The sequence below is a fragment of the Maribacter spongiicola genome, assembly GCF_052119685.1.
Taxonomy (GTDB): Bacteria; Bacteroidota; Bacteroidia; order Flavobacteriales; family Flavobacteriaceae; genus Maribacter; species Maribacter spongiicola_A.
In genome coordinates this window covers 72,720-98,619 of sequence record NZ_JBGQOO010000014.1, presented here as the reverse complement: position 1 = coordinate 98,619, position 25,900 = coordinate 72,720, and the positions used below count along the sequence as shown (strand labels likewise).

Sequence of the window (25,900 nt, the reverse complement as noted above, 5' to 3'; positions counted from 1 at the left end):
TTAATTAAATGAAGTCATTACGTAATAAAAAATAAGAACATATATAAAATTGAGAACTAATACAATGCTGTACTCTTTTTTCCAAGTTTTATTTTCGTCGCGTTCTTTGTTCATCCTTTGATTTTCGCTTTTGTTTCCACCTTTTCTTTGCCTACAGATAACATATTCGAGAATAACTTATATGCCCCTGGTACACCGACTGGTAATTCTCTGAAAAAACTTAGTCCGGTATAAATATAGTTTCCCTTTCCATATTTAGCAATTAACAAACTACCTTTTAAAGAATCTTCTCCTTTATCGTGCATTTCTAAAATAGGGGTAAACTCATCGCTCCACTTATTCGGGAAATACAGACCACGTTCTTGAACCCAACCTGTAAAGTCATTTTTATCGATTTCATTAGGAAAATGTACTAGCGAATTATCTTTTGCAATTATTTCTACTTCTGAGTTCTCATTTGTTACTCTATCGCGAGAAATTTCCAATTCAAAAGGCGCTATATTTTCGAACTGCGATCCCCATCTACTTGCCGTATTATATTGCACAATTACTGTACCACCATTTTTAACGTACTCTAGTATAAATCGTTGTTTGAATTTTAATTCTTCTACCACATTATAGGCTCTTATACCCAAAACTACTGCATCATACTTTTTTAATGATTCTTTAGTAATTGTAGCAGGGTCGATCAGTTGAACATTGTAACCAATTTGTTCTAAACTAGTAGGTACTTCATCGCCAGCACCCATAATATAACCAATATTCTCTCCTGCTTTTTGAATATCTAATCGAACTACTTTTGTTACTGAAGGCAGCAAAATAGTTTGCGTAGGTACATGGTCATAAGCGATAGTTACCATTTCTTTGGTAATCTCTTTACCATTCAGTTTTATAACAGGGGATATAATACTTTCATTTTCAGTAGCGGGCGGACTCAATATAAAGAAAACTGTTTGTTCATCGCCTTTTTTATTGATTGAAAAAGGTTGCGATTTTTTATCGACTTGCCAACCTGCACCGTGTTTTAATTCTATAGTACCACTAATACTATCTTTATGGGCTTTGATGGTAATAGGAATTCTTTTTTGATTGGCATCCGCAAAAATTAAAACCTTATCGGCGAAGCTCGCCGTAGCTTCTGGCACCACTTCAAAAGGTTGATAGATTTCTCCTTTATCTGGTTTTGCATATTTGTAAATAATTGGTTTAGAAATAGGAATCGCTACTCCGTTAATATCTAGATTGAAGGTGGCATTGAAGGCTCTTGGGGTTTCGGGTTTTCCTATTAAATCTGCATCATTTACAGTATATGTGCCTAAAGTGCCTTTCTCCATTAACCAATACGGACTTGTGAATTTTGTTGTGGTAGGTATTTCTAAAACAACTTTTTCATCAAACGATTCATTATTGCTCAAAGCAATTTCATCAATCGCTATATCTTGATTGTTAAAGAATATCGATTTCAATTTAATATTCAAATCACTTCTATTTAATGCTTGTATTTGTACATCCACTTTTTCTCCTGGGTTGGTGTAAGATGCTGAAGTACTAGCTTCAACATGTAAACCCGAAATTGCAGAGATAATAGTTGTTAATTCATCGGTTTTAAGTTTTTTCCAGTGGTCGTCGGTTGATTGTTGAAGTAGTTGATATGCCTCTAGCAAGGCTGGTAAATGACTCGTAGGATTCTTAAAATTAAAATTCTCTTGTACCCTATATAAAATGTCACCTATTGCTTTGCCACCATCAATTCTAGACCAGCTTGTGTCGATACCATCAAAAATGTTCGTTTTATCATTTGGTAAATCGCCTTTTAATAATTCAACATATTCATCTTCTGAACCTCTGGCAGTTAATCTACCAAAACCTTGACATAAATGTTGACTGCTAGCTAATGAAGCTATTTGATTATTAGACATACCTATCATAGGGTAGTAGGTGCCTACATCCATATTCAGCATTTTAGATTTGTCTGCCTCTTTAAATTTTTCTTCACTACCGTAAAACCACCAAGAGGTATTGAAAAATAAACGCTTTGGTTGCCAGGTATTTGTTTCAGTTAATTGTTCAGGATATGCATTTGAGTCATTTGCTAGATCAAAGGCTTCAAAACTTAGCATCGCAGAAGATGTATGGTGCCCGTGAGTACTACCAGGTGATCTGTGGTCGAATCTGTTAATAATGACGTCGGGCTTAAATTTTCTAATGGTTCGAACGACATCACCTAAAATGGCTTCTTTGTTCCAAATTTCAAGTGTTTCATCTGGGTGTTTAGAATAACCGAAGTCATTAGCGCGACTAAAAAATTGTTCGCCACCGTCAACTCGCCTAGCAGCAAGTAACTCTTGGGTTCTTAAAACCCCTAAAAGTTCACGTAATTCGGGTCCGATTAAATTCTGTCCTCCATCACCTCTAGTTAATGATAAATAGCCTGTTCTTGCCTTTGCATTGTTAGCGAGGTAAGAAATTAATCGGGTATTCTCATCATCGGGGTGTGCAGCAATATATAGTGCTGAACCAAGAAAATTTAATTTTTCAATTGAGTGGTAAATGTCAGCGGTAGAAGTATTCTTTGGTGTTTGTGCTCTAAGGGGGCCAAGTACAAAAAAACTACAGGCTAGTAACCCTAATAAATATCGCATTTCAAGTTGGTTTTGGTAGTAATTCCAAATATAATAAGATTAGTACCTACGCTTGCTTTTTTTAACGACTTCTTTAACAGAATCAAATAATTTGCTCTTCCTCTTCTTCCGAATTTAAAAATTCGCCTTGTTGGTAGGTCGAAATCAGTATAACCCCTTTTTGTAGCAAAAGGTTATTTGGGTAAGTTAAAATCTCGCCATTGTTTCTTCTTAAGTGTAAATGAAAAGCCCTAATATCTTCTATTACAAATTGATCTAAATCGGTATTGTTCGGGTCTAGTAATTCTTTATCAAGAATACGAATGGTATTTCCTATTTTAAATGGGAAAGAAAAGAAGATGATAACCCCTGCGGTGATGTTACTTAAAATAGACCATTGCGCAAACAAGGCGACACCTATAACAGCAAATACAGAAGACAGCATAACGCCTAAATCTCTATAGTTTACACTCCATACCAGTGTTAAGGCAACCATAGCGATGATAGTCAATGCTATGTTGATGAATTTAAGTATTAGATTGGTTCGAACGGGATTGTAATCGCTGATTTTACTCACCTTTCTTACCGCTGTGGTGAAAAGGAATTTTAAAACAAGTATTACAATTAATACAATGAGACTGTATATTAATTCATTATGATGATTATCAAGAAATTCTTTCATATGCTATAACCCTAAACTATCGCGCAAAGATAAATCCTTATTCGAATTTTGTCGCCAATAGGGTGTTGTAATCCTGTTAATTCTTGTTGCTTTAGAAGTTAAAACTTTTTTATTGTTGCCAAATCCTTCAAGAAAAGTATCTGTCCAACTCTCAATCAAAAAAGGAAACTTATTTTCAAAATTGATTTTCAAAGTGCGCTCTAGTTCAGGGTATCGTATTTCATAGGTGTTCATACCATCTTCTTCAGTTAAAGAAGTGATAACTTCATAGATTTTTAGCTCTTTGTGAGATAGTCTAATAAATTCTAAGGAAGGAATCATACTAATTTCACCTATTGGCAAATCTGAAGGATTAATCCTGATTTTGTTCCAGATTTCGTTTTCAAGATTTGTTTTTTCCACATGATAATCTTGATCACCTTCAGATTCAAAATAAGAATGGCTCATTATTTCAAAATCATCTTTGTTGTTCAATTGTGCGTACACATGACCACACCATTCTTGAGATGAAAAAGATAGTTTAAGTGCATGTTGGTTGTCTTGTACAGGGTAGAAACTACTCGTCATAATAGAGTAGGGATAAATGCCTGTTAAATAGTTTTTAGTGGAATTCAGTTTTAAAACCGGAATATTATTTTTATTGTTATTATCTGCCTTTACTTGGGCATCGGGTAAAAATGGCTCGGTGACATATATCATTACCGCGCTACCTTCTCTCAATTCACCATATCTAGCTTGTTCTAAATTATACGATGTAATTTCTGCAGTACCATTAAACCAGTACTTTTTAAAATCTTCTGATAGCTGTTTTTTAGGTAGCTCGGTACCGACTTCAGCCGTAGTCATGGCTAAAGTTTTGCTGGGGTCTTGTGGATTTTCTTTACAACTGGCAAATAAAATTAATAAAGCGAAAACGCTATATAATGCTGTATTCAATTTTAAATTTTTCATATCTACCATTTTTTAGAGTTGTTTTACTTTTTATTGTGCCATTTCTGACAAGGTGTTATAAACCAATTGGGTTGGCAGCCCAACTACATTAGTATACGAGCCTTTTATTTTTTCAATACCGATTAGCCCTATCCATTCTTGAATACCATAAGCCCCAGCTTTATCAAAAGGTTGATATTCTTTAATATAATGGCGTATTTCTTCTTTTGATAAATTTTTGAACTTAACCTCGGTAATAGAATGTAGAACTATCTGTCGTTCAACTGTGGTGAAACATACAGAGGAAATTACTTGATGCCAAGCTCCAGATAATTTTTCAAGCATTATTTCGGCTTCATCGCTATCAACTGCCTTTGCTAAAGATTCATTATTAAACCAAACCACAGTGTCAGATGTAATTAAAATGTCTTTAGGTAGCAATTCTGCTTTAAATACTCCTGCTTTTAATATCGCTAAATAATCTGATATTTCAGCACCTTTTAATTCTGATGGATATACTTCGTCAACAGATTTTATACGTACTTCAAAATCGAGCTCCATATCCTTGAAAAACTGATGTCTTCTTGGTGAGCCAGATGCTAGAATTACATGATAATCTTTCAATTTACTCTTCAACATAAACTAATCGTTTGCGGCACTGAAATGGTTCGACCAATCTCCGCGTACTTTTAAAACTTGTTCGATAACATCACGTACACAGCCATGACCACCGTTTATGTGCGATATATATTGACTCACACTTTTTACTTCTGCAACCGCATTTTGCGGACAAGCAGCTATAGCAACCGCCTTCATTGGTGGAATATCTGGAATGTCATCACCCATATATAAAATGTTTTCGGCGTCAATATGGTAGATGTCCATATACTCTTCTAAAGCATCCATCTTATAATGAGCTCCCATGTAAATATCGGTAACACCTAGAGCGCGTAATCTAGTACGCACACCTTCATTTGTTCCGCCTGTAATAATACACACATTATACCCTTTATTTAAAGCCACTTTTAGGGCATAGCCATCTTTTACACTCATTTTTCGTAACAATTCTCCCTCACTTGTAATTAAAAGACTACCGTCTGTAAATACCCCATCAACATCAAATACAAATGTGGTAATATCTTTTAAATACTCTTTATAACTCTTTTCCATGCTTTTCTTTAATTGTGTTACTTAATAGGGTGTACAGTTCCCGTTGGTGTTTGTCTTTTATAATTAGTAAATGATTGTGTAAAGTTTGTTGGTCTCCACGTTTTGCAGGTCCCGTTTGGGCTTGCATAGGTGTTAGCGTATCTAATTTTGCGGCAGTTTCTTTAATTAAGGGTCGTAATAGTTTAAAGTCGATATTATGTTCTTCGCATATCTCGGCACCAATCGTATACATATAATTGGTAAAATTATTTACAAATACCGCTGCTACATGTAATGTTTTTCGTTGTTCTGAATCTATTTCAACTACTGTTTTGCCTAATGCTTCACCAAGCTGTTTTAATAATTTAAGGTCTTCTTCATTTGTTGCTTCTATGCAAATAGGAATAGTATCAAATTCAATAATCTTACCTTTTGTAAAAGTTTGTAGTGGGTAAAAAATGCCCGCACGTTTCGCACATTTTATGGCTTCAAGTGAAGTTGCACCAGATGTGTGTACTAAAAGCCCATCAATATCTTTAAAATTATCGGCAACTAGTTTTATGGCATCATCTGAAACTGCAAGTATATACACATCTGAAGTTTCAATTCTATTAAAATTTGTGCTTGACAGAACAGTACTGTTGACAAAAGCCAAATGTTCTCGGTTTCTACCAATTACTTGCTTAATGGTTACATTACTTGATTTTTCAAAAGCTTGATAAAGATTTTGAGCCACATTTCCTGTACCAACTATTACTACGGATATCATGCCGCAAAAATACAAAGTTTATAATAGTCTTGTTATATTAAAATTAACAGTTTCTGTGAAGTTTAAAAGCAGTAAAAGGCATCCTTAAATGATGAAAAGGCCTTATTTTTGCATCTTGAAAATCAACTCCTATCTTCCATGACGGAAATGTTCAAAAAAATATTCTTCTCTACACGTTTAATGTCCATCTTATTTATCGTTTTTGCCACTGCAATGGCATTCGGTACTTTCATTGAAAGTTGGTATAGTACAGAAACTGCACGAATTTGGATTTATAATGCCTGGTGGTTCGAAGTTATTATGGTATTCTTTGTAATCAACTTCTTTGGTAATATATCGAGATATCGTTTGTTACGTTTAGAGAAATGGCCTGTACTAACGCTGCATTTATCTTGGGTGCTGATTATTATAGGAGCATTTGTAACCCGATATATCAGTTATGAAGGTATGATGCCTATTCGTGAAGGTAAAACAGAAAAGGTTTTTTATTCGGATAAAACGTATTTAACGGTTTTTGTTGATGGTGAGATTGAAGGCGAGGCACGTCGAAAAATTTTAGAAGATAAGATAATTGTTACACCAGAAGCTATAAAATCTAACCTACCATGGAAAGCCGATTTCAATGGCGAAGATTTTGAAGTTTCTTATGTTGAATTTATTAAAGGAGCTAAACAAGGTTTATTGCCAGATGCTAATGGAACCAAATTCCTTAAAATAGTAGAAGCTGGTGATGGTGAACGTCATGATCATTATTTAGAAGATGGTAAGGTTGCTAGTATACACAATGTTCTTTTTTCTTTAAATAATAAAACCGATGGTGCCATTAATATAATGACGAACGATTCTGTCTACCAAATTCATGCGCCTTTTGAAGGTAATTTTATGCGAATGGCAGACCAATTTCAAGGGTTATTGGTAAAAGATAGTTTACAACCTTTACAACTTCGGTCCCTATACAACACAGCTGGTATGCAGTTTGTTATTCCAGATTCTGTAACGCAAGGTTCATATGGTATTGTTGAAATACTTGATGCCGAGAAAACTAAAATAGATCAAGATGCCATTGTTTTTGATGTTACTGCTAACGGAGAAACAAAACAGATTAAGTTATTAGGTAGTAAAGGTCCTTCAGATTTTAGTGAAAAAGTAAATGTTGGCGGACTCAATTTTTCTATTCGATACGGATCTAAAGTGTATGATTTACCTTTTGGTATTAAACTGAATGATTTTATAGCCGAGAAATATCCTGGCACCGAAAAAGGATATTCTTCATATATGAGCAGAGTAACTATTGAAGATGAAAGACCTTTTGACTATGATATTTTTATGAACCATGTATTGGATCATGACGGATATCGCTTTTTTCAATCTAGCTTTGATCCAGATGAAAAAGGTACAGTTTTATCTGTGAACCATGATTTTTGGGGAACTTGGATTACCTACATTGGTTACTTTCTTTTATATATCGGTTTAATGGGGATTATGTTTTTTGGTAAAACGCGTTTCAAGGATTTGGCTAATTCTTTAGATGAATTGAAAATAAAAAAGAAAAAAATGTTTGGTGTTATCACTGTATTAATGGCGTTTTCATTCTCATCTTTTGCGCAAGATCAACATACGCCAGAAGAAGTACATCTACAGGCGCCTAGTAAAATTCAAATAGATTCTTTGCTTGAAGCTAGTATGGTCAGTAAAGAGCATGCCGATAAATTTGGTAAGCTGGTCATACAAGATGAAGGTGGGCGAATGAAACCCATCAATACCTTTTCATCAGAACTACTTCGTAAGTTAAGTTTGAAAGACACCTATTTAGGGTATAATTCTGATCAGATTTTACTTTCTATGATGATGAATCCTGCGGTTTGGTATAATACGGAGTTCATTGCTTTAGATAAGAAATCTCAAAATGATAGTATTAGAAATGTTATAGGAATTCCTTCAGGTCAAGAGTATGTAAAGGCTACAGATTTCTTTGATTCTAAAGGACAGTATAAATTAGAGCCTTTTTTACGGGAGGCAACAGCTACTACTAATCCGAATAAGTTTCAACAAGATTTTAAAGATGCCAATATTAGATTGAGTCTTTTAAATCAAGCTTTAGGGCAAGATATCGTTAAGATATTTCCATTATTAGATGATGAGAATAACAAATGGATTTCAGCGGTAGAATATAGAGGAGGACAATATGAAATCAGAGATTCACTGTATTCTAACTTTGTAAAGAATGCTATGCCGTATTATTTAATGACTTTAGGCAAAGCGCAACAAAGTGGTGATTACACTTCGTCTGATAAATTACTGGGAGCCTTTCAACAAAATCAGCTAAATCACGGTAGTGAGGTTTTACCTTCTCAACAGAAAGTCAATACCGAGGTTATTTATAATAAGTTGAATATTTTTAATAGACTTTATCAGTATTACGCTCTTGTAGGCTTATTAATGTTCTTCACATTGATTTTTCAGATTTTTAAGGACCGTTCTATTTGGAGGATAGCTATTTACTTCTTTAAAGGAACGATATTGCTGCTTTTCTTATGGCACACTGCCGGATTAGTCTTACGATGGTATATTTCTGGTCATGCTCCATGGAGTAATGCTTACGAAAGTATTTTGTATGTGGCATGGGCTACCATGGGTATAGGATGGGCTTTTGGTCGTAAAAGTGATATGACATTTGCAGCATCTGCTTTTGTTACATCCATGCTTTTATGGATAGCACACCAAAGTTGGATTGATCCTTCTATTGCCAATCTACAGCCGGTTTTGGACAGTTATTGGTTAATGATACATGTTGCAGTTATTGTTGGTAGTTACGGACCTTTAACCGTAGGTATGATATTAGGATTGGTTTCTCTAATCTTAATGATTCTGACTACTAAAAAGAATAAAGAGCGTATGACAATCAATATAAAAGAACTGACTATAATTAACGAGTTGGCTTTAACCACAGGACTTGTAATGCTTACCATTGGTAACTTCTTGGGAGGACAATGGGCAAATGAAAGCTGGGGTCGTTACTGGGGCTGGGATCCAAAAGAGACCTGGGCATTGGTTTCAATCATGATTTATGCCTTTGTAATTCATACAAGATTAGTACCAGGTTTAAGAGGTAAATGGACCTTCAACTTTATGAGTGTTGTTGCTTTCGGTAGTATAATGATGACCTATTTCGGTGTAAACTTTTACTTAGTGGGTCTACATAGTTATGCCAGTGGTGCACAAGTAATTACACCAACGTTTATATACTATTTAGTTTCGGGAGTATTAGTATTAGGGGGAATCAGCTATTGGAGATATAAAGTCAACTATAGTAAATAAGATAAAATATACAGTATTGAAAAGCCTCAGAGTACATCTATGAGGCTTTTTCTATTTTTAATTACTTATACTTCTTTAATCTTGACTATCAAGTAAATCCATTAATTCTTCAGCGGCTACTCGACCTTTTTGCTTTAAGAAATCTCTTGGGGTATTATCGCCTAATTCAAAAACAATGGCAGGCATACCGTGATTCACATAAAAATAATTACGTGAAACCATAGTCGGTTTAATATCCTTCGATGGATTTATATTCGTATGCTTTTGTGGTAATCTATTGGTGATGTTCTTTATCCAATCAAAAACTATTTTACCTTTCTCACCAGTTATTGTTGAGTCGATAGGGTAGTAGATATCGTCCCATGTGGAATGGAAATCCGCTCCGAAAACAAATTCATAGCCTTCAGATTCTTTTTTCATCAAAAAGTCTCTAACACTTCTTGTTTCTGGTTGATTGAAATCTTGCCAATCTCTATTCAAATCTATTCCGCCCATATTATGACGCCAGTTACCGTTATCAACACCGTCAGGGTTCATTAATGGCACAACAAACAAATCATAGTTGTTTCTAAATTTTTGAGCCTTTGGCGAGTCTCCGCTTAAAGTTTCAATAAAAGACTTCATGGCAAGAAACCCGGTAACTTCTGGTGGGTGTTGTCTAGAAATAACCATAACTGCTTTTTTGTGCCTACCATTACTAACTTCCATTATATTCATTGACCTATTCTCTCTACTTTTTCCTATTTCATAAGTAGATATGAAATTTTTGGTGGTTAAAGAATCTATCCAACTTTTTACTCTTGTAGATTCGTAAAGTTCTTGTGCAGTGATATAAGTGGGCACTTCGCTAATAGCCACTTTTAGTTCTACCATCTCTGGTACCGCTTTAATTCCAAAATCACCCGTTCCTTTATTTATTCCTATAAAATTGGCGCTATCTAACGGAGTGAAATTTTCGCCATCACTACTTATTTTTGGGTAGTATCTACTTCTAGAATCTTGGTAGGTCATTTTAATAGTGATGGTCTTAGGTGTTTTTGACCAAACTTTGAAAGCATACCACGGACTCACATTTACAGGAGTATTTTCAGCTGTAATTAAAGCTGTATAATGATTATTTCCATCAGAAGTTATTCCATTTAACCTTCCGCTTTCAAAATCATTGCTAAAGAAAGTAGCGTCGTCATCAAATGTCCAAATACCTTTCCATTGTTTTTGAACTGGTTTCGATAAGGTAGAAACAACGGCACTTTTGCCCTGACCTTGATATCCTTGAGTTGCAGGTTTTTGATTTTTGCACGCTGAAATAGTGAAAACAAGTAAAATGATATAAGCATGTTTCTTCTTCATGGGTTCGATTTTATATAGGTTTTGACAAGTTGAAGTTTAAATCTAGAAACAAAATGGGAAAGTAGATGTGTTTAAACGGTTTTAGAATGCAGTATTACGTATTTCTTAATAGTTAACTCAATTTAATAAAGTTTTGATAGATGAATAGTGATGAGTTAAAAGATGGGAAAGGTATTTTTAATAATATTTTGAAAGTTTAATACCAATTTTGAGACCTAAGTTCTACTGTTTTAATGCTAACATACAGATGTTGGATAGTGTGTTTGTTTACATTCTATTTTCTTACCTTTATTTTCTATAATTTTTACATATGAATTCGAATAAAAAAGGCTTGAACACTATTTGTACCCACGTAGGTGAATTAGAAGATAAACAACATAAAGGTGCCATTTCTCCATTATATATGAGTACATCTTATGCTTATGAAGATGTTGATGTAAAACGGTATCCAAGATACTTTAACACCCCAAACCAAGAAGGGCTTTGCAAAAAAGTAGCGGCATTAGAGCATGCAGAATCTGCACTTATTTTTGGTAGTGGTATGGCTGCAGTCAGTACGGCTTTAATGGCTTTTTTAAAAGCAGGAGACCATGTGGTTTTACAACAGACTTTATACGGAGGAACATATAATTTGGTGAACGAGGAGTTTTCTAAATACGGAATCGAATATTCTTTTACCGAAGGGTGGGGTGCCGAAGCGTTTGAAGCGAAAATTAAAGAGAACACAAAGGTTATTTACATAGAAACACCTTCTAATCCGCTATTGACAATTACTGATTTAGAGGCTGTTGCTACTATTGCAAAAAAACACGGAATCACAACTTTAATTGATAATACCTTCGCAAGTCCGGTGAACCAAAACCCAATTGATTTTGGAATTGATGTGGTAATACACAGTGCTACCAAATATATGGGTGGTCATTCAGATATTTGTGCAGGCGCAGTAGCTTCTACAAAAGAAAATATGGAGCGTATTTTTCATTTGGCAAAGAATTTTGGTGGTAGTCTTAGTGATTATACGGTTTGGCTATTGGAAAGGAGTATGAAAACGATGGGTATTCGTGTACGGGCGCAAAATGAGAACGCATTGGCAATGGCTCATTTTTTAGACGGATTACCTGAAATTGAAAAAGTATATTACCCTGGTTTACCATCTCACCCTGATCATGATATTGCTAAAAAACAAATGAAAGGATTCGGCGGAATGTTATCGTTCGAATTGAATTCTAGCTTTAATGCATCTAAATTTCAGAAGGCATTACAATTAATAAAATCGTCAATGAGTTTGGCAGGGGTAGAGAGTACGGTTTTATCACCAACACAAACTTCTCATGCGTTAATGAGTGCAGAAGTTAGAGCAGAACAAGGTATAGCCGACGGATTAATTCGTTTTTCTGTAGGTATTGAAGAAGTAGACGACTTAAAGCAAGATATTTTACAAGCTTTAGAAAGTTTAAAATAATTACATCAATTACAATTAGCATAGCATGAAGTTGGATATTTTAGTATTTGGAGCGCATCCTGATGATGCAGAATTAGGGGCAGGCGGTACCATTGCCAAAGAAATTGCACTAGGTAAAAAAGTAGGCATTATAGACTTAACCCGTGGTGAATTGGGTACAAGAGGTTCTGCTGAAATTCGTGATCAAGAATCTGCAAATGCAGGAAAAATTTTAGGAGTAGCAGTTCGTGAAAATTTAAGATTCAGAGATGGCTTTTTCGTAAACGATGAAACCCATCAACTTGAAATTGTAAAAATCATTCGTAAATACAGACCGCAAATTGTTTTGTGCAATGCCATAGATGATCGACATATTGATCATGGCAAAGGTAGTAAGCTTGTTAGTGATGCTTGTTTTTTAAGCGGGCTAAGACGTGTAGAAACAAAAATAGGAGAGGAAAACCAACAAGAATGGCGCCCTAAATTGGTATATCATTTCATACAGTGGAAGAATATTACTCCCGATTTTGTGGTAGATATTAGTGATTATATTGAAGCTAAGACCGATGCGATTTTAGCATATACATCTCAGTTTCATGATCCAAAAAGCAACGAGCCAGAAACTCCTATAAGTAGCAAAACCTTTATTGAAAGCGTACATTATAGAGCTAAAGATTTAGGTAGATTAGTGGGTGTTGACTATGCCGAAGGTTTTACGGTCGAAAGAATGGTAGCGGTAGATTCGCTTGACCATTTAATTTAAGCAGATACTTTATATTGTTTCTGTAATCTTGGTATGGTGAAATAAAAACTAGAGCCTTTACCTAAGGCACTATGTACCCATATTTTGCCATTATTTTTCTCGACCATTTCTTTACATAACGAAAGCCCGAGTCCGGTACCTTTTTCATCATTGGTGCCGTAGGTGGTGTGGTTAGAGTCTTTTTCAAATAATTTGTCAATAATATCTTCAGTCATGCCCAAACCGTTATCCTTAACATATATTTCGCATGTTTTAATTTTTTGAATAGCACCAATAATAATTTGACCATTGTTAGGAGTAAATTTTAGGGCGTTGCTCAATAAATTTCTTATGATAATATCTATTTGGTTCGGGTCTGACCAAATTTGGCAATTTGGCTCAATTCTATTTACTAAAGTAATTGACTTAGCTTCTGCAATTTCAGATAATAATGCAATATTCTCCTCAACTATACAATCTAAGTTAGTTACAGAATGTCTTGTAATTGACCCGTTCATTTGTGTTTGACCCCAAGATAGTAAGTTATTAAGGGTGAATGAAATAGTATCAATATCTACTTTCAGTTTCGGTACAAAATTCAAGAATTCGTCCTTACTCATTTCTCCTTCTTTAAATAATTTTAAGAGCCCTTGAAATGCACCTATTGGTCCTCTTAAATCGTGACCGATGATAGAGAATAGCTTATTTTTCGTTTGATTAAGTTCGTTTAGATAAGCTTGTTTTTCTTCTAAATCTGCTTTTTTGTTTCTAAGCTCTAAGTTTAATTTTTTCTGTTCTTTTTCATTTCTATGAATAAGAAAGGTGATAATGGCGAAGATTATAAGTATTACAATAAAGATATAAATGTATATATTTCGTTTCGCTAAAGCTTTTTCATTTTCAATAATTAATTGCTGCCTTTGTTGGTCATATTCTACCCTAGTTTTAAGCATGTTCAATGCTTTTTCATTATTAGTTGCTGATAGAGACTCATAAGTAACTTGATAAAGTTCATGATACCAAAGGGATTTTTCAAAGTCTTTTTTGTTCTTGAATATTTTAGCGAGCTTTTGTGTGCTGTTTTTTATACCGACTCTTAATCCAATTTTTTTTGATAATTCAAATGCATTCAAGGCATATACTTCAGCTATACTATCTTTATTAAGATTTAAATATGCCTCGGTCATACCATTTAACAAATCTATTTTGCCACGATCATCTTCTATTTCTTTATGAAGTAATTCGCTTTGTTTATACCAGTATAAAGCCCAAGTATTTTTATTTTTTTTGAGATATATCTTCCCTTTTATTTCATAACAGTAGGCTAGCCATTCTAATATTTTTTCTTTTTCGAAGGTAGCAATGCTAATATTGACATTATACATGGCATATTCTAACTCGTTCATATCTGCATATGTAGAAGCGATATTACTTAAGGTTTCAGCCAGAAATAAAGGGTTGCCTATGTCCTCGTGAATTGTTTTAGATTTTTGTAAAAACACCATTGCTTGCTCGTAATCTTTTTGTTCTAGATATAAATGTGCAATGTTGTCGTTTACTATTGATATAATATTTTTATAATTATTTTTTTCAGCAATTTCAATGGTAGCCAAGTACCATTTTAAAGCTTTTGAATAGTCGCCTTTATAATAATATTCTTTAGCTAAGTCATTTAAGGTACTAGCTTTTAAAAAGTCATTATTATGCTGATTAGCGAGGTCATATGCCTTTGTAAAACTTGAAATAGCCTGATCTATCTTACCTTTGTCAGAATAATACCCTCCTAAAGAATGATAAGAACTAATCTCTCCATTTATATAACCTGCCTTCTTACTAAGCTCTAAACTTTTTTTGCTAAGTGTAAGTAAAGTTTCTAAATTTTGATAGCGATATTCTGCAGCAAGATTAATTAGATTTTGAATATAAAGTGTATCCTTAGCGCTGAAAGAAGCAGAGTTCTTAAGTGCCTCTAGTTCTTGTATCAATGTATCTCTTTTAGAGCTTTGAGCAGAAATACTGTTTGTAGAAAGGTTTAAAAAAAAGAATACCACTATGCAGCCTTTTAGGAGGCTGTCTTGCAAAAATGGTTTTAGTATTCTAAGATTCATAGAGCTCGCTCAATAATGAGATTCTAAAATTAGTTTAGAACTTTATGGAAAAGCAATAAATGTTGTGAAACACGATTTATTGTGTGTTTTATCGTTTTAAAGATGTAATTGGTCGATGATTTGGACTTTGAAGAGGTAAATATTAATTTGATTTTATACTGATTTTTAAACGTACTCCGCTCTATTTAAAAATGGTTTGATGAATGTAAATGATAAAATTTCGAAAAAAATTAAACCTTATCTACAGGTAATTCTACCATAAATTGGCTACCCTTATTTGGTTGACTATTTACAATTATTTCACCGTTATTTTTTATAACCATTGCTTTTACCAAGCGCAGGCCCAAACCGGTTCCTTTTTCAAAATTTGTACCATATTTAGAGAAGTTTTCGGTATTGCTAAAAAGTTTTTGCACATCGGTTTCCGTCATACCAACTCCGGTATCTGTGACTTGTATCACCAAATTTTTATCTTTTATTACGGTAGTTATTGTAATCATCCCTTCATTGGGAGTAAACTTAATAGCATTGCTTATTAAATTTCTAAAAATAATATTGAATTGCTGTTGATCAGCAAAAACTTTATGGTTTGCAGCAACTTGGTTATTGATGATAATGGACTTTTTGTTTATCTCATTTCTGTACAATTGTAATATGATATCTAGCTCATACTTCACAGAAATGCTTTTTACGTTAATAGAACTGCCTTGCATTTGTGTTTTTCCCCAATGTAATAAGTTGTCCATGGTAAATTGAACTTGTTCTAGGTCTTCCTTAAGTTGTGGAGCAAATTTTTCGAAATAAACCTTACCTTCTTTATCTTCTAAATATAAGCTCAGTATATCATTCAAAGAATTGATGGGTCCTCTTAAGTCATGACCGACTATTGAAAACAAGTGATCTTGATTGGCATTTATTTGAGTAAGGCTTTCTTGATTTTTGTTTAAAATTTCTGCTTGGCTAGCTAATTTTTTATTTAGAACTTTTTCTCGCTTATTGGCTTTTAAGATTATAAATACAATGACCATTAAAGCAAATAGTCCTGCAAGTGACCATTTTACATATTTACGTTGTTGGTTTAACGCTAATTCATTCTGAGCTTTTAAATTTTCAGTTTCTTTTTCGAAATTTAATTTAGCATTTAGCATTGTTAAATTTCGTCTATTATTTTTCTTAAAAATATCGTTAGAAAGTTTTTCGGTTAATTCAAGATATTTTAAAGATTCGGCTACGTTATCTTGACTTTTGTTAATTTCATATAACGTTCTATATGCTCTTTCTAGACCTTTTTCATGATCAGAAGATGCATAAAGCGTTACACTTTCATTTATATTGGCCTCAGCTTTTACGAAATTATTTAATCCTAAATAGGATCTTCCGAGACCATATTTTACTTCAGCTTTTGCTTTAACATCATTGAACTCATCATGCATATCTAAAGATTTCTGATAATTTACTAAAGCATTTTCAAAATCATTTAATGTTAAATAATATAAGCCTAAGGTAGAGTAAGTCCATGCTAACCATGTTATTTGCTTATTTTTTTCAAGCAGCGCGAATGTTTCGTCTAATTCAATCTTTGCTTGTTCTAAATTTCCTAATTCAATATTTAAGAATGCCATATTGCTTAGCAGCATAGCTTCTTTAGTAGGGTCTTTTAATTTTTTAACGTGTTTAATGGCAACAGCATAATATTTTAAAGCCTCCTCATGGTCCTCTAGGCGATTAAAAATAGTGCCCAAATTCATATTCATTCGAAACAAGTGAAATTGATCACTATTCTTTTCTGCTATAGCTAGCGTATGTAAGAATTGAATGTAAGTGGAAGGGTAGTCATTTTTGAAATAATATCCTTGTCCGAGAATATTATAAATTTTCATTTCTGTTTTTGGGTACTTTTTTAAATCAGGATTTTTTATGGTCTCTAAACTGAAATCAATTGACTTATCTGTTTGAGCTGTGTATAAGTATATAGTTGCAAGATTTGCCAAGGCCTCAAGCTCACCTTGTGTATATTTATTTTTCTTACTCAGTGCAAGTGCTCGTTCTGCATTTATTAGCGAGGAGTCTTGCTCTATAAGTCTTTGGTAGTAAGAGAGATGGTTTAGGTTGTCAATATAATTAGGAGTGTTTTCTGAAAAGTTAGGGGAATTGGTTAATTTCGAAATTTTTTCATGATAATAATTAATACTGTCTTTTTGGGCGAGAGCAGTAAAAAAGCTTGTACATATAAATGCAAATAGTAAAAAATTATGCTTATAATTTGATATAGAATGCATTATGAATGTGGTATAATCTTAATAGGTTGTGTTAAATAAAACTTCAAGTTAGAAAATTTATTATAAATGATTCCTAAAATTAAATATTTATTGAAATTTCAAATTATTATTTGTTAGAACTGTTTAAAAAAATTATCTTTGCACTCGATTACAAATGGTGGTTGTAGCTCAGCTGGTTAGAGCATCGGTTTGTGGTACCGAGGGTCGCCGGTTCGAACCCGGTCTTCCACCCTAAAAGCAGATAAAAAGTCTTAGATTCATTTCTAAGACTTTTTTGTTTTAGACCATTTACATACTTTAACTATAAAGTATAAAAAAGCCTTGTAAATCATAATGTTCACAAGGCTTTTCTAAGTTTTAAGAAGTTGATTGCTAGTCTACTTTCAACTTATTTTCTCTATTTGTAATTTCCCATGCCGTATAAAAAACTAATCGAGATCTATTTTCTAAAAGATCGTAGTTAATTTTATCTGGCGTATCGCTTGGTTTGTGGTAATCGGCGTGAGTACCGTTAAAATAAAATATAATCGGAATATTGTTTTTGGCGAAGTTATAATGGTCACTTCTGTAGTAAAAACGGTTTGGATCGTTCTCATCATTATAAGTATAATCCAATTCAATATTGGTGAATTTTTTATTTACCTCTTCAGAAAGGTTATGAAGTTCTGAACTTAATTTATCTGAACCTATCAAATAGATATAGTTGCGGTCTCCTTCACGTTCTGGGTCTATTCTACCTATCATATCAATATTTAAATTGGCAACAGTATTCGCAAGCGGAACAATTGGGTCTACATCGGTGTAATACTGAGATCCTAATAAACCTTTCTCTTCACCAGTAACGTGCAAGAATACAATAGATCTTTTTGGTCCGTTACCTGCATCTGCTGCTTTCTTAAAAGCTTCGGCAATTTCTAAAAGCGCAACAGTACCAGAACCATCATCATCTGCACCATTGTTTATTTCACCATCACCTGTAATACCTATATGGTCTAAGTGCGAAGAAATCACTAAATATTCATTCGGCTTCTCAGTACCTTTTAATATAGCTGCAACGTTTTCTGATGAAATTTTATCATTTGAACTCTCGAAATCTAATTGTAATTTTTTGCTCAAAATTTGTGGCTTATCATCTATGTCAATAGTTGATAAAAAGCTTTTTGCAAGTGTTTGGTCAATAAACAAGTTGTAGAATTCTGGAGCGCTATTATCTACAACTTCCATTCTGCCATTATTATTTGTTTTCATTGATTCGAACCTGCGCTTAAATCGACTGAAATTATCTGCATCGTAATATAGTACACCAATAGCACCTTTATCCATAGCAATCTGTACTCTTTTTGTCAAAGATTCTGACATATTGCTCCAGTTAGAAGTTTCGGTAGTTCCAGAAATTATAAAGGTCCCATCATCATTTTTTGGCTCACCTGACTTCATTAAAACAATCTTACCTTCTACATTAAGGTCATTGTAATTAGAATATGTTTCATCATCTATTCCATAAGCTGCATAAACGATATCGTCAGTTGATATGTTGGCAGCTGAAAAAGTTAATACATGCTCGCCAACAGCAAAATCAGTTCCATCAACACTTAACTTACCAATAGGAAGTTTACTGATTTCTAATGGAACCTCTTGAAAATAATTACCATCTTTTTTAGCCGCAGGTATACCTAGTTTTTCATATTCTGCTTTTATATATGCTATTGCCTTTTTCTGACCTGGTTGACCGGTTTCTCTACCTTCGAATTCATCTGAAGCATAAATGTATAAGTGCTCTTTTAATTCTGCTTCAGTAATTGTTTCTGCAAATGAAATTTCAGATGCAACTGATGACGCTTCTTCAATTGCGGCATCTGTAACGGTTTTTTGAGAAGAATTGCATGCCATGGCCGTAGCGACCAGTAGAAATAGTGTTTTTTTCATTTTTTGTAGTAATCAAATTTCTTCAAAAATAATCAAATCTTAACTAGTTTTAAAAGCTGAATTTTCGAATCAATATTTTGGTTGAATTTTATTTATTTAAAGCTTCTGTAATGGCTGCTTCTACCAATGGTTCCATCACTTTATAACCTTCAACGGTTGGGTGTACTTCATCTTCGGCGTATTTTTTTGGTAAGCCATTACGTTCATCTACCATAGCAGAGAAATAATCTAAATAGATATGACCTTTAGAATCGGCATATTCTTTTATCATTTTATTTAATTCGATGATTTTACCTGCTGGTTCTAAACCCGGTTTCCAAGGGTAATCGTATGCAGGTAGGGTAGAAGATAAAATAACTTTGATACCGTTGGCATGAGCAAGTTCTGCCATCCCTTTTATATTATCCATAATCATTTCTAAGGTTGACGGACCTGTATTACCTGCTATATCATTAGTGCCAGCTAATATTGTCACTACTTTCGGATGTAGCTTAATTACATCTTGTCTAAAACGAATAAGCATCTGTGGCGTAGTTTGTCCGCTAATACCTCGGTTAATATATGGTTTACCTTCAAAAAACTCAGGATGTTTGTTTAACCAACCTATGGTAATGGAGTTGCCCATAAATACAACCCGTTCTTCATTATCTGATACAGCTGGTACTTCGGCATTAGCTTTTTCAAAATGTTTTAAATCTGCCCAGTCTTGTGCATTAATTGTGGTTAAACCTAAGAACGATAACATACAGGTTAAAATTAAAGTTTTTGTTTTTTTCATTTTATATGTTGTTTATGCACTTTGAATTTGACTTTGTTCTTCTGAGGTCAATGGAACATTTTTAATGATGTGATCTTTATTTGGTCTTTGCACTGCTAAATAAGCCAACAAACAAATTGAGATTGCTAGTGGTAATGCGTTACCTGTATTATAATAGGCGAAGAGACCTATAAATGCAGGCATCTCAATAAGTGCGTATTTGATGTGTAAGGCAGACTGATATTTTTTTAATTTGTCTTCTAATCGTGTGTTTAACTGAATTTTAGCAGTCATTTTTTTAAATACCCATTGACTTCCAAAATAACCTATTATGGAAATTACCGGTACTGCATATAAAAATATGCTCTCTCCATTGCTATCTGTATTAAAGGTATTGATTTGAAAAATCACCCAAATAGTAAAAATACTTAAGCCAATAAGTAAGAACAAATGCATGATAGATAGACTCTTTATAAAATTCTTTAGTTCCATATAGTTTAAAATTATGTAAGATAATATAAAATATAGCTACAGAGAATTTAACTAACTAATAGTAACGATTTTTATACCAGATGCATGATATAGAATTTTATCTTTGCGCGGTATGAAAAATATACTGATAATAATAATTTATACTTTTACACTACAAAGTACATTCGGTCAAATAGAACAGGATAAAGTACTTCATTTTTTAGGAGGAAATCTTTATGGATTGGTTGGTGCTGGTGTAGCTAATGAAATTTCTGATGGTGATAGAACATGGACCTTCGTTGGTGCTGTTGGTGGTAGTTTGCTGATTGGTTTGGCAAAAGAAAGTATTGATCAAAAACAATATGGTGGTTGGAGTAATGAAGATCTTTTGGCGACAGTTCTTGGTGGTGCCACCGTCGGATTGACTATTGATATTTTCAAGAAAAAGAAACAACGTAAAAGAGAACAACTTTATAGAGATGCTATTAAAACAGCAGATTTTAGGTTAGAAAAGAAATTCCCAACAGAAACAACAGAAATAAATTCATTGCTCGTATTGGGAATGTCTAGTACTGTTCTAGAAAATTAATTTTCTATTCATATTTTGCACTTCTATCTATTGCCACTGTTCGTGTTATAAAATTACGAATGTCATCATTTGCAGTTTTTAAGTCTTCTCTTCTTAAATACATCATGTGCCCTGATCGGTAACCTTTAAAGCTGAATCTATCTTTCATGCGACCACTTGGGTCTACTTGCCACATGGTATATTTTGCATTAAAATAGGTGGTAGCACCATCGTAATACCCAGATTGTACCATTACGTTCAAGTATGGGTTCTGTGCCATTGCCAGTCTTAAATCTTCTCTAGTATTATCGTCATCATTGTTCCAAGGGTGTACAGGCCCGAACATATTATACTTCACATCTGTTTTAAAATTCAGTTCTTCTTGTAAATAATAATTGATTGCTGGGGTAAAACTATGTAGCCAAGATGTTAATTCAGAGTTATAATCTGGCTTCATACCTGCCAATTGTTTGTCAATACCTAAGTATCTAGAATCTAGGCGACCTACGGTATAACCACTTTTATCTTTTAAAATATTTTTCCAGAAGAATGAGGTAGGTACTACTAGGTTTTGATTAAGAATATCTTTTTTATTTAAACCGGAGTAATAAGCCATCTTTTCTGCAATAGCTTCTTTTTCAGTAGTTTCTAAGAATCCGCCTTTTGCTAATGCTGGCATTAATTTATCTATTGTATACGCTTCCGATTCTGGTAAAATTTCTAGTAAATCTTTACTCTGTAAAGCTGCAGGTAACATATTATGATGCCAAGCTGCCGCTGTATAATATGGTAAGTTTATTGCTTCAGCGACCGGTCCGGAGTTTTGTATCACTTTATAATCGGCAGGTGAAACCATAATTACTCCATTTAGGTACATCCATTGTTGTTCTTGTAGGGCTAAAGAAAGTCCCATAACGCGGGTGCCACCATAACTTTCGCCGATAATATATTTAGGTGAGCGCCATCTGTTATTTCTGGTTACAAAGGTGTTCAGCCATTCTGCTAAATACTTTATATCGGCATTAATTCCAAAGAACTTATCCCGATCAACTTCCTTTCCGCTTGCAGGTATGGTTCTGCTATATCCGGTATTGACAGGGTTGACGTATACAATATCTGCTACGTCTAAAACTGAATGCGGATTTGCACTTACGCCATATGGTTGTACCGGGTATCCTTCATCATCGATCTTTAATATTTTTGGACCCGTATATGCTAAATGCATCCAAACAGATCCAGAACCTGGTCCTCCATTAAATGATATCAATAATGGTCTTGCAGCACGATCTTTAATATTATTTCGTGTGTAATAGGTGTAATGCAGGGTTGCAATAGGTTTTGCATTTTCATCCCACACGGGTTGTGTACCCGTTTGCGCGGTATACGCAAAAGTAGCACCGTTAATGGTTGCATTGTGGGTGGTGGTAATAACGGTGTCGACCGGTATTTCTCTGGACTGGGCTACGATTATCGAGGTAGCCATACAAATGGTTAATTGTAAAAGTTTTTTCATGGTTTGATAAGGTTCTGTTGTAAAACGAAAATAAGAATAAAAGCTTAATATTTACTTCCATCTTTACTGTTTAAAAGGTTAATATCAATTCTTCATTTATGAAGACTATAAGATAGAATACGACACTTTATAGTACTGTATATTCTTAATATAAAATTCATGATAGGTTCGATGAAGTTCAATGATTTTTATATAATTTTCTAAAGCATTAAAATAGACACATGAAGAAATTATCAAGACGCTCATTTAGCGGTATAGCTGCCAAAGGAATATTAGGAACAGCATTGATAGGCAATATACCTTTAGCTAAAGCCTTCTATAATCGCAAGAAAGGTGGAAAATTGGGTATAGCATTAGTAGGTTTAGGAAGTTATAGTGAACATCAACTTGCACCATCGCTGTTAGAGACTGAACATTGTTATTTGGGTGGTATTGTTACAGGTACCAAAGAGAAAGAAGCTATTTGGCAGGAAAAATATTATCTGCCCAAAAAGAATATTTACAATTACGATAATTTTGATACCATAGTAAAAAACGATGATATCGATATCGTTTATGTTGTATTACCTAACAGTATGCATGTAGATTTTTGTATTCGAGCTGCAAAAGCTGGTAAACATGTTATTTGCGAAAAACCAATGGCAGTTAGCGTTGAAGAATGTGATGCTATCATAAATGCTTGTAAAGAGAATAATGTAAAACTGGGTGTTGGTTATAGAATGCAGAGCGACCCTTATACCAATGAAGTAAAAAAATTCGTAAAAGAAAAAACTTTTGGTGATGTGCTTTTTGTTGCTTCGGATGCAGGATATATTTCTAATGGTAATCCTGATCAATGGCGATTAAATAAGTCGCTTTCTGGTGGTGGTGCTTTAATGAATATGGGTGTATATGCGATACAAACTAGTATTTATGGTACAGGTGAAAATCCTATTTCTGTTTCTGCACAGGAGTTTAGTACACGCCCCTTCTATTTTAAGGATACTGATGAAACCATTACCGCACAATTTAAATTTGCAAATGGTGCAGTTGCACATATGATGACTTCACACAACGCAAATGGTAACCGATTAAAATGCCATTGTAGTAATGGTTGGTTTGAGTTGGATCCTGCTCATAGTTACGGACCAATTAGTGGAAGAACATCAAACGGTAATACTATAGAATTTCCATTTAAAAGACAACAAGCTTTACAGATGGACGATTTTGCTAAGCATGTGCTATTAGGTACCAAAAACATCGCACCGGGTGAAATGGGAAAAAGAGATATGATTATTGTTGAAGCTATATATAAGTCAATCGCAGAAGGTGGTAAAGAACAAGCGTTGTCTTTAGGTAATTTAGGAATAGTATCATAACATATTATAAATTAGTGGTATTACATTTAAATTAACTTGAATTTCAAGTTTAGATCACTTCAAATTCAAGTTAATTTTACATCTTAACATAAGCATAAACTTCTGTTCATCAATTGCTAATTTTCAGTGAACCTTTCTAAAAGGTTGTCTATATAGTTTTGGCATTCATAACCTAAAAACTATATTGATAATGAAAAAATCAAAAAATTTACTATTCAAAGCAATGATTCTTTCTTGCCTCGGATTGGCAGTAATGAGCTGTGAGGGCGAAGATGGTGCTGATGGTACAAATGGAACAAACGGCATTGATGGTGTCGATGGCGCTGATGGTACTAACGGAGAAGATGGTGTCGACGGTCAAGATTTAACTTTGGCAGAATCCATACCATTAACTAGTTCTGTAACTCCGAATGAATTGTTTGAACTTAAAGGTGCATTTGCAGCATCTGCCGAACTTAATATGATTATGTCTTCTGCCGATATACTAGAGTCAGATTCTACGTTTGTTTACGGGTCTTATATGGATGGTGCTGCACTTTTTCCTACTGAAGATGGTAACTACGCTTTGATAAATAATTTAGAAGCAGATTATTCTATTGCGAGAATAATGTTAAACTCAGAACTTCAGCCATTACAGGGCGATTATATTGTTAATTCAACAGCTACAGCATTTACGGCTATGTGTTCTGGTTCTGCTATAACAGTTGAAGAGCATGGTTTCGGACCTTTATACCTTGCTGGTGGCGAATGGGGCGGTAACGCAAAAGGTGTTTATAAAGTGAATCCTTTTCGATCAAAAGAAGATAGAGTAGAAGTAGAAAGATTGCCTGCATTAGGAGAATGGTCTACTGAAAATGCCGTTGCCATCGGTAAAGATGCATATGCTTCTCAAACCGTTATTTTTATGGGAGATGACCATAGCGATAATGTATACCCACAAGCTCATTTTGGAATGTATGTTGCTGCTAGAGGTGATCTTTATGGTGGTAAATTGTATGTTTTAAGAGGAAAAAATCCTGTAGAGTCTTTACCTGGTGAAGGCGGACAGCTATTTGAAATGGGAATGTCTCAAGATGTTGCCTATGACGTAGAATGGGTAGAAGTTACTGAAAGAACTATAGACGAGTTAAACCAAGAAGCTATTGATTTAGGTGCTATTGGTTTTCAAAGAATTGAAGATATTGACTGGCGAAGAGGTTCTTCCGATGCGCAAAGAGAAGTATATTTCAATGCAACAGGAAGAATTCGTGGCGATAATCCAGATTTGAACTTAAGAGGTACCGGTTTTGGTCGTGTGTATAAGTTAGAATTAAATGATACTGACCCAACTGCCGATGCAGTTCTTACGGTCGTTGTAGATGGCGATATTGAAGGCGGTAAAGGTGACGGGTTACATTCTCCTGATAATATAATGGTCACTGAGAACTATGCTTATGTTCAAGAAGATCCAAATGGTTACGCAGATTTAAATGCTGATATTACAGGGTTCGCAAAATTATGGCAGTTAGATTTAAACACGGGTAGTTTTGTTGAAGTAATGGAATGTAACCAAACTTTTGCATCTAGCGTCGGTATTGGAAATACTGATAGTATGTGGGAAATTACCGGGTTATTCGATGTTACTGATATCATAGGTGCATCTGAACCAACCTTTATTGGTGGTGCTCAAGTACATGGATGGAATTATAGCACTACACCTGATACTGCAGTAAGAGCAGACGGACTTAAATTTGTTGATCCAACTGCCATTAGTGAGGGTAGTGCTTCTTTAGAAGGTTCTGTACTTTTTAAATTGACAGGTTTACCTAGATAATTTACTTTATATATACTTTTAAAAAGGTTCCCTTCATTGGGAGCCTTTTCTATTCATAACAATTTCAATAAATAATATGAGAGCAGTTCATAATAAATGGATTTT

General features: G+C 34.1%; 19 protein-coding genes and 1 tRNA gene. 7 read left to right on the top strand and 13 right to left on the bottom strand.

Translation table 11 applies throughout. The features are described 5' to 3' along the window. Positions 1-110: 110 nt before the first annotated feature. The 6 genes from ACEN2N_RS16740 to ACEN2N_RS16715 form a co-directional block, all read right to left on the bottom strand. On the bottom strand, positions 111-2,642 hold the full coding sequence (locus ACEN2N_RS16740) for a PIG-L family deacetylase (protein WP_441825390.1): 2,532 nt from the start codon (positions 2,640-2,642) through the stop codon (positions 111-113). A gap of 82 nt (positions 2,643-2,724) precedes the next feature. Continuing rightward, positions 2,725-3,303: a mechanosensitive ion channel domain-containing protein gene (locus tag ACEN2N_RS16735; RefSeq protein ID WP_441825389.1), complete on the bottom strand. Its 579-nt coding sequence runs from the start codon at positions 3,301-3,303 to the stop codon at positions 2,725-2,727. 3 nt (positions 3,304-3,306) lie between these two features. Beyond that, the gene (locus ACEN2N_RS16730) at positions 3,307-4,254 is read right to left on the bottom strand and encodes a septum formation inhibitor Maf (RefSeq protein ID WP_441825388.1); all 948 of its coding nucleotides are present in this window, start codon (positions 4,252-4,254) and stop codon (positions 3,307-3,309) included. Positions 4,255-4,284: 30 nt separating this feature from the next. Then, entirely contained in the window at positions 4,285-4,872 is a 588-nt protein-coding gene (locus ACEN2N_RS16725) for a Maf family nucleotide pyrophosphatase (protein ID WP_441825387.1), read from the bottom strand. Between the two features lie 3 nt (positions 4,873-4,875). Further along, positions 4,876-5,403 carry a KdsC family phosphatase gene (locus ACEN2N_RS16720; RefSeq protein ID WP_441825386.1) on the bottom strand — a complete coding sequence of 176 codons (528 nt, stop codon included), beginning with the start codon at positions 5,401-5,403 and terminating at the stop codon, positions 4,876-4,878. Continuing rightward, on the bottom strand, positions 5,387-6,151 hold the full coding sequence (locus tag ACEN2N_RS16715; RefSeq protein WP_441825385.1) for a Rossmann-like and DUF2520 domain-containing protein: 765 nt from the start codon (positions 6,149-6,151) through the stop codon (positions 5,387-5,389). The genes ACEN2N_RS16720 and ACEN2N_RS16715 overlap by 17 nt, the downstream gene beginning before the upstream one ends. Before the next feature lie 138 nt (positions 6,152-6,289). Here ACEN2N_RS16715 and ccsA point away from each other — a divergent pair, with 138 nt between their 5' ends. Then, positions 6,290-9,469 (top strand): cytochrome c biogenesis protein CcsA, encoded by a 3,180-nt coding sequence (gene ccsA / locus ACEN2N_RS16710; RefSeq protein ID WP_441825384.1) that lies wholly within the window; start codon positions 6,290-6,292, stop codon positions 9,467-9,469. A gap of 75 nt (positions 9,470-9,544) precedes the next feature. Here ccsA and ACEN2N_RS16705 read toward each other — a convergent pair whose 3' ends face one another. Further along, entirely contained in the window at positions 9,545-10,819 is a 1,275-nt protein-coding gene (locus ACEN2N_RS16705; RefSeq protein WP_441825383.1) for a M14 family metallopeptidase, read from the bottom strand. Positions 10,820-11,129: 310 nt separating this feature from the next. Between ACEN2N_RS16705 and ACEN2N_RS16700 the strand changes: the two genes are divergently transcribed. Both ACEN2N_RS16700 and bshB1 read left to right on the top strand, forming a co-directional pair. Further along, positions 11,130-12,281 (top strand): trans-sulfuration enzyme family protein, encoded by a 1,152-nt coding sequence (locus ACEN2N_RS16700; RefSeq protein WP_441825382.1) that lies wholly within the window; start codon positions 11,130-11,132, stop codon positions 12,279-12,281. A 25-nt stretch (positions 12,282-12,306) separates the two neighbouring features. Beyond that, positions 12,307-13,023 (top strand): bacillithiol biosynthesis deacetylase BshB1, encoded by a 717-nt coding sequence (gene bshB1 / locus ACEN2N_RS16695; RefSeq protein ID WP_441825381.1) that lies wholly within the window; start codon positions 12,307-12,309, stop codon positions 13,021-13,023. Here bshB1 and ACEN2N_RS16690 read toward each other — a convergent pair. Together ACEN2N_RS16690 and ACEN2N_RS16685 are read right to left on the bottom strand one after the other, a co-directional pair. Further along, positions 13,020-15,110: a tetratricopeptide repeat-containing sensor histidine kinase gene (locus tag ACEN2N_RS16690; RefSeq protein ID WP_441825380.1), complete on the bottom strand. Its 2,091-nt coding sequence runs from the start codon at positions 15,108-15,110 to the stop codon at positions 13,020-13,022. The two genes, bshB1 and ACEN2N_RS16690, sit on opposite strands and share 4 nt — an antisense overlap. A 230-nt stretch (positions 15,111-15,340) precedes the next feature. Further along, entirely contained in the window at positions 15,341-17,389 is a 2,049-nt protein-coding gene (locus tag ACEN2N_RS16685) for a tetratricopeptide repeat-containing sensor histidine kinase (protein ID WP_441825379.1), read from the bottom strand. Between the two features lie 156 nt (positions 17,390-17,545). On the opposite strand from ACEN2N_RS16685, the gene ACEN2N_RS16680 reads away from it, so the two are divergent. After that, positions 17,546-17,621 (top strand) — tRNA-His (locus tag ACEN2N_RS16680). Positions 17,622-17,761: 140 nt separating this feature from the next. Here ACEN2N_RS16680 and ACEN2N_RS16675 read toward each other — a convergent pair. The 3 genes from ACEN2N_RS16675 to ACEN2N_RS16665 all read right to left on the bottom strand — a co-directional run bounded on the left by ACEN2N_RS16675 (position 17,762) and on the right by ACEN2N_RS16665 (position 20,564). After that, complete coding sequence (locus ACEN2N_RS16675) at positions 17,762-19,315, bottom strand: M28 family peptidase (protein ID WP_441825378.1); 1,554 nt, start codon at positions 19,313-19,315, stop codon at positions 17,762-17,764. Positions 19,316-19,403: 88 nt separating this feature from the next. Continuing rightward, the gene (locus tag ACEN2N_RS16670; protein ID WP_441825377.1) at positions 19,404-20,093 is read right to left on the bottom strand and encodes an SGNH/GDSL hydrolase family protein; all 690 of its coding nucleotides are present in this window, start codon (positions 20,091-20,093) and stop codon (positions 19,404-19,406) included. A 12-nt stretch (positions 20,094-20,105) separates the two neighbouring features. Next, positions 20,106-20,564, bottom strand: coding sequence for a hypothetical protein (locus ACEN2N_RS16665; protein WP_441825376.1), 459 nt, complete (start codon positions 20,562-20,564; stop codon positions 20,106-20,108). Positions 20,565-20,676: 112 nt separating this feature from the next. On the opposite strand from ACEN2N_RS16665, the gene ACEN2N_RS16660 reads away from it, so the two are divergent. Beyond that, complete coding sequence (locus tag ACEN2N_RS16660) at positions 20,677-21,132, top strand: hypothetical protein (RefSeq protein ID WP_441825375.1); 456 nt, start codon at positions 20,677-20,679, stop codon at positions 21,130-21,132. Between the two features lie 4 nt (positions 21,133-21,136). Here the strand turns inward: ACEN2N_RS16660 and ACEN2N_RS16655 are convergent, their stop codons facing one another. Beyond that, positions 21,137-22,624: a S10 family peptidase gene (locus ACEN2N_RS16655; protein ID WP_441825374.1), complete on the bottom strand. Its 1,488-nt coding sequence runs from the start codon at positions 22,622-22,624 to the stop codon at positions 21,137-21,139. Between the two features lie 221 nt (positions 22,625-22,845). Here ACEN2N_RS16655 and ACEN2N_RS16650 point away from each other — a divergent pair, with 221 nt between their 5' ends. After that, positions 22,846-23,982, top strand: a complete 1,137-nt coding sequence (locus ACEN2N_RS16650) for a Gfo/Idh/MocA family protein (protein WP_441825373.1) — start codon at positions 22,846-22,848, stop codon at positions 23,980-23,982. 190 nt (positions 23,983-24,172) lie between these two features. Beyond that, positions 24,173-25,795, top strand: a complete 1,623-nt coding sequence (locus ACEN2N_RS16645) for an alkaline phosphatase PhoX (RefSeq protein WP_441825372.1) — start codon at positions 24,173-24,175, stop codon at positions 25,793-25,795. Positions 25,796-25,900: the final 105 nt, after the last annotated feature.

Coding starts and splice junctions, on each gene's coding strand:
- ACEN2N_RS16740 (WP_441825390.1), bottom strand. CDS start 2,642: ATGCGATATTTATTAGGGTTACTAGCCTGTAGTTTTTTTGTACTTGGC.
- ACEN2N_RS16735 (WP_441825389.1), bottom strand. CDS start 3,303: ATGAAAGAATTTCTTGATAATCATCATAATGAATTAATATACAGTCTC.
- ACEN2N_RS16730 (WP_441825388.1), bottom strand. CDS start 4,254: ATGAAAAATTTAAAATTGAATACAGCATTATATAGCGTTTTCGCTTTA.
- ACEN2N_RS16725 (WP_441825387.1), bottom strand. CDS start 4,872: ATGTTGAAGAGTAAATTGAAAGATTATCATGTAATTCTAGCATCTGGC.
- ACEN2N_RS16720 (WP_441825386.1), bottom strand. CDS start 5,403: ATGGAAAAGAGTTATAAAGAGTATTTAAAAGATATTACCACATTTGTA.
- ACEN2N_RS16715 (WP_441825385.1), bottom strand. CDS start 6,151: ATGATATCCGTAGTAATAGTTGGTACAGGAAATGTGGCTCAAAATCTT.
- ccsA (WP_441825384.1), top strand. CDS start 6,290: ATGACGGAAATGTTCAAAAAAATATTCTTCTCTACACGTTTAATGTCC.
- ACEN2N_RS16705 (WP_441825383.1), bottom strand. CDS start 10,819: ATGAAGAAGAAACATGCTTATATCATTTTACTTGTTTTCACTATTTCA.
- ACEN2N_RS16700 (WP_441825382.1), top strand. CDS start 11,130: ATGAATTCGAATAAAAAAGGCTTGAACACTATTTGTACCCACGTAGGT.
- bshB1 (WP_441825381.1), top strand. CDS start 12,307: ATGAAGTTGGATATTTTAGTATTTGGAGCGCATCCTGATGATGCAGAA.
- ACEN2N_RS16690 (WP_441825380.1), bottom strand. CDS start 15,110: ATGAATCTTAGAATACTAAAACCATTTTTGCAAGACAGCCTCCTAAAA.
- ACEN2N_RS16685 (WP_441825379.1), bottom strand. CDS start 17,389: ATGCATTCTATATCAAATTATAAGCATAATTTTTTACTATTTGCATTT.
- ACEN2N_RS16675 (WP_441825378.1), bottom strand. CDS start 19,315: ATGAAAAAAACACTATTTCTACTGGTCGCTACGGCCATGGCATGCAAT.
- ACEN2N_RS16670 (WP_441825377.1), bottom strand. CDS start 20,093: ATGAAAAAAACAAAAACTTTAATTTTAACCTGTATGTTATCGTTCTTA.
- ACEN2N_RS16665 (WP_441825376.1), bottom strand. CDS start 20,564: ATGGAACTAAAGAATTTTATAAAGAGTCTATCTATCATGCATTTGTTC.
- ACEN2N_RS16660 (WP_441825375.1), top strand. CDS start 20,677: ATGAAAAATATACTGATAATAATAATTTATACTTTTACACTACAAAGT.
- ACEN2N_RS16655 (WP_441825374.1), bottom strand. CDS start 22,624: ATGAAAAAACTTTTACAATTAACCATTTGTATGGCTACCTCGATAATC.
- ACEN2N_RS16650 (WP_441825373.1), top strand. CDS start 22,846: ATGAAGAAATTATCAAGACGCTCATTTAGCGGTATAGCTGCCAAAGGA.
- ACEN2N_RS16645 (WP_441825372.1), top strand. CDS start 24,173: ATGAAAAAATCAAAAAATTTACTATTCAAAGCAATGATTCTTTCTTGC.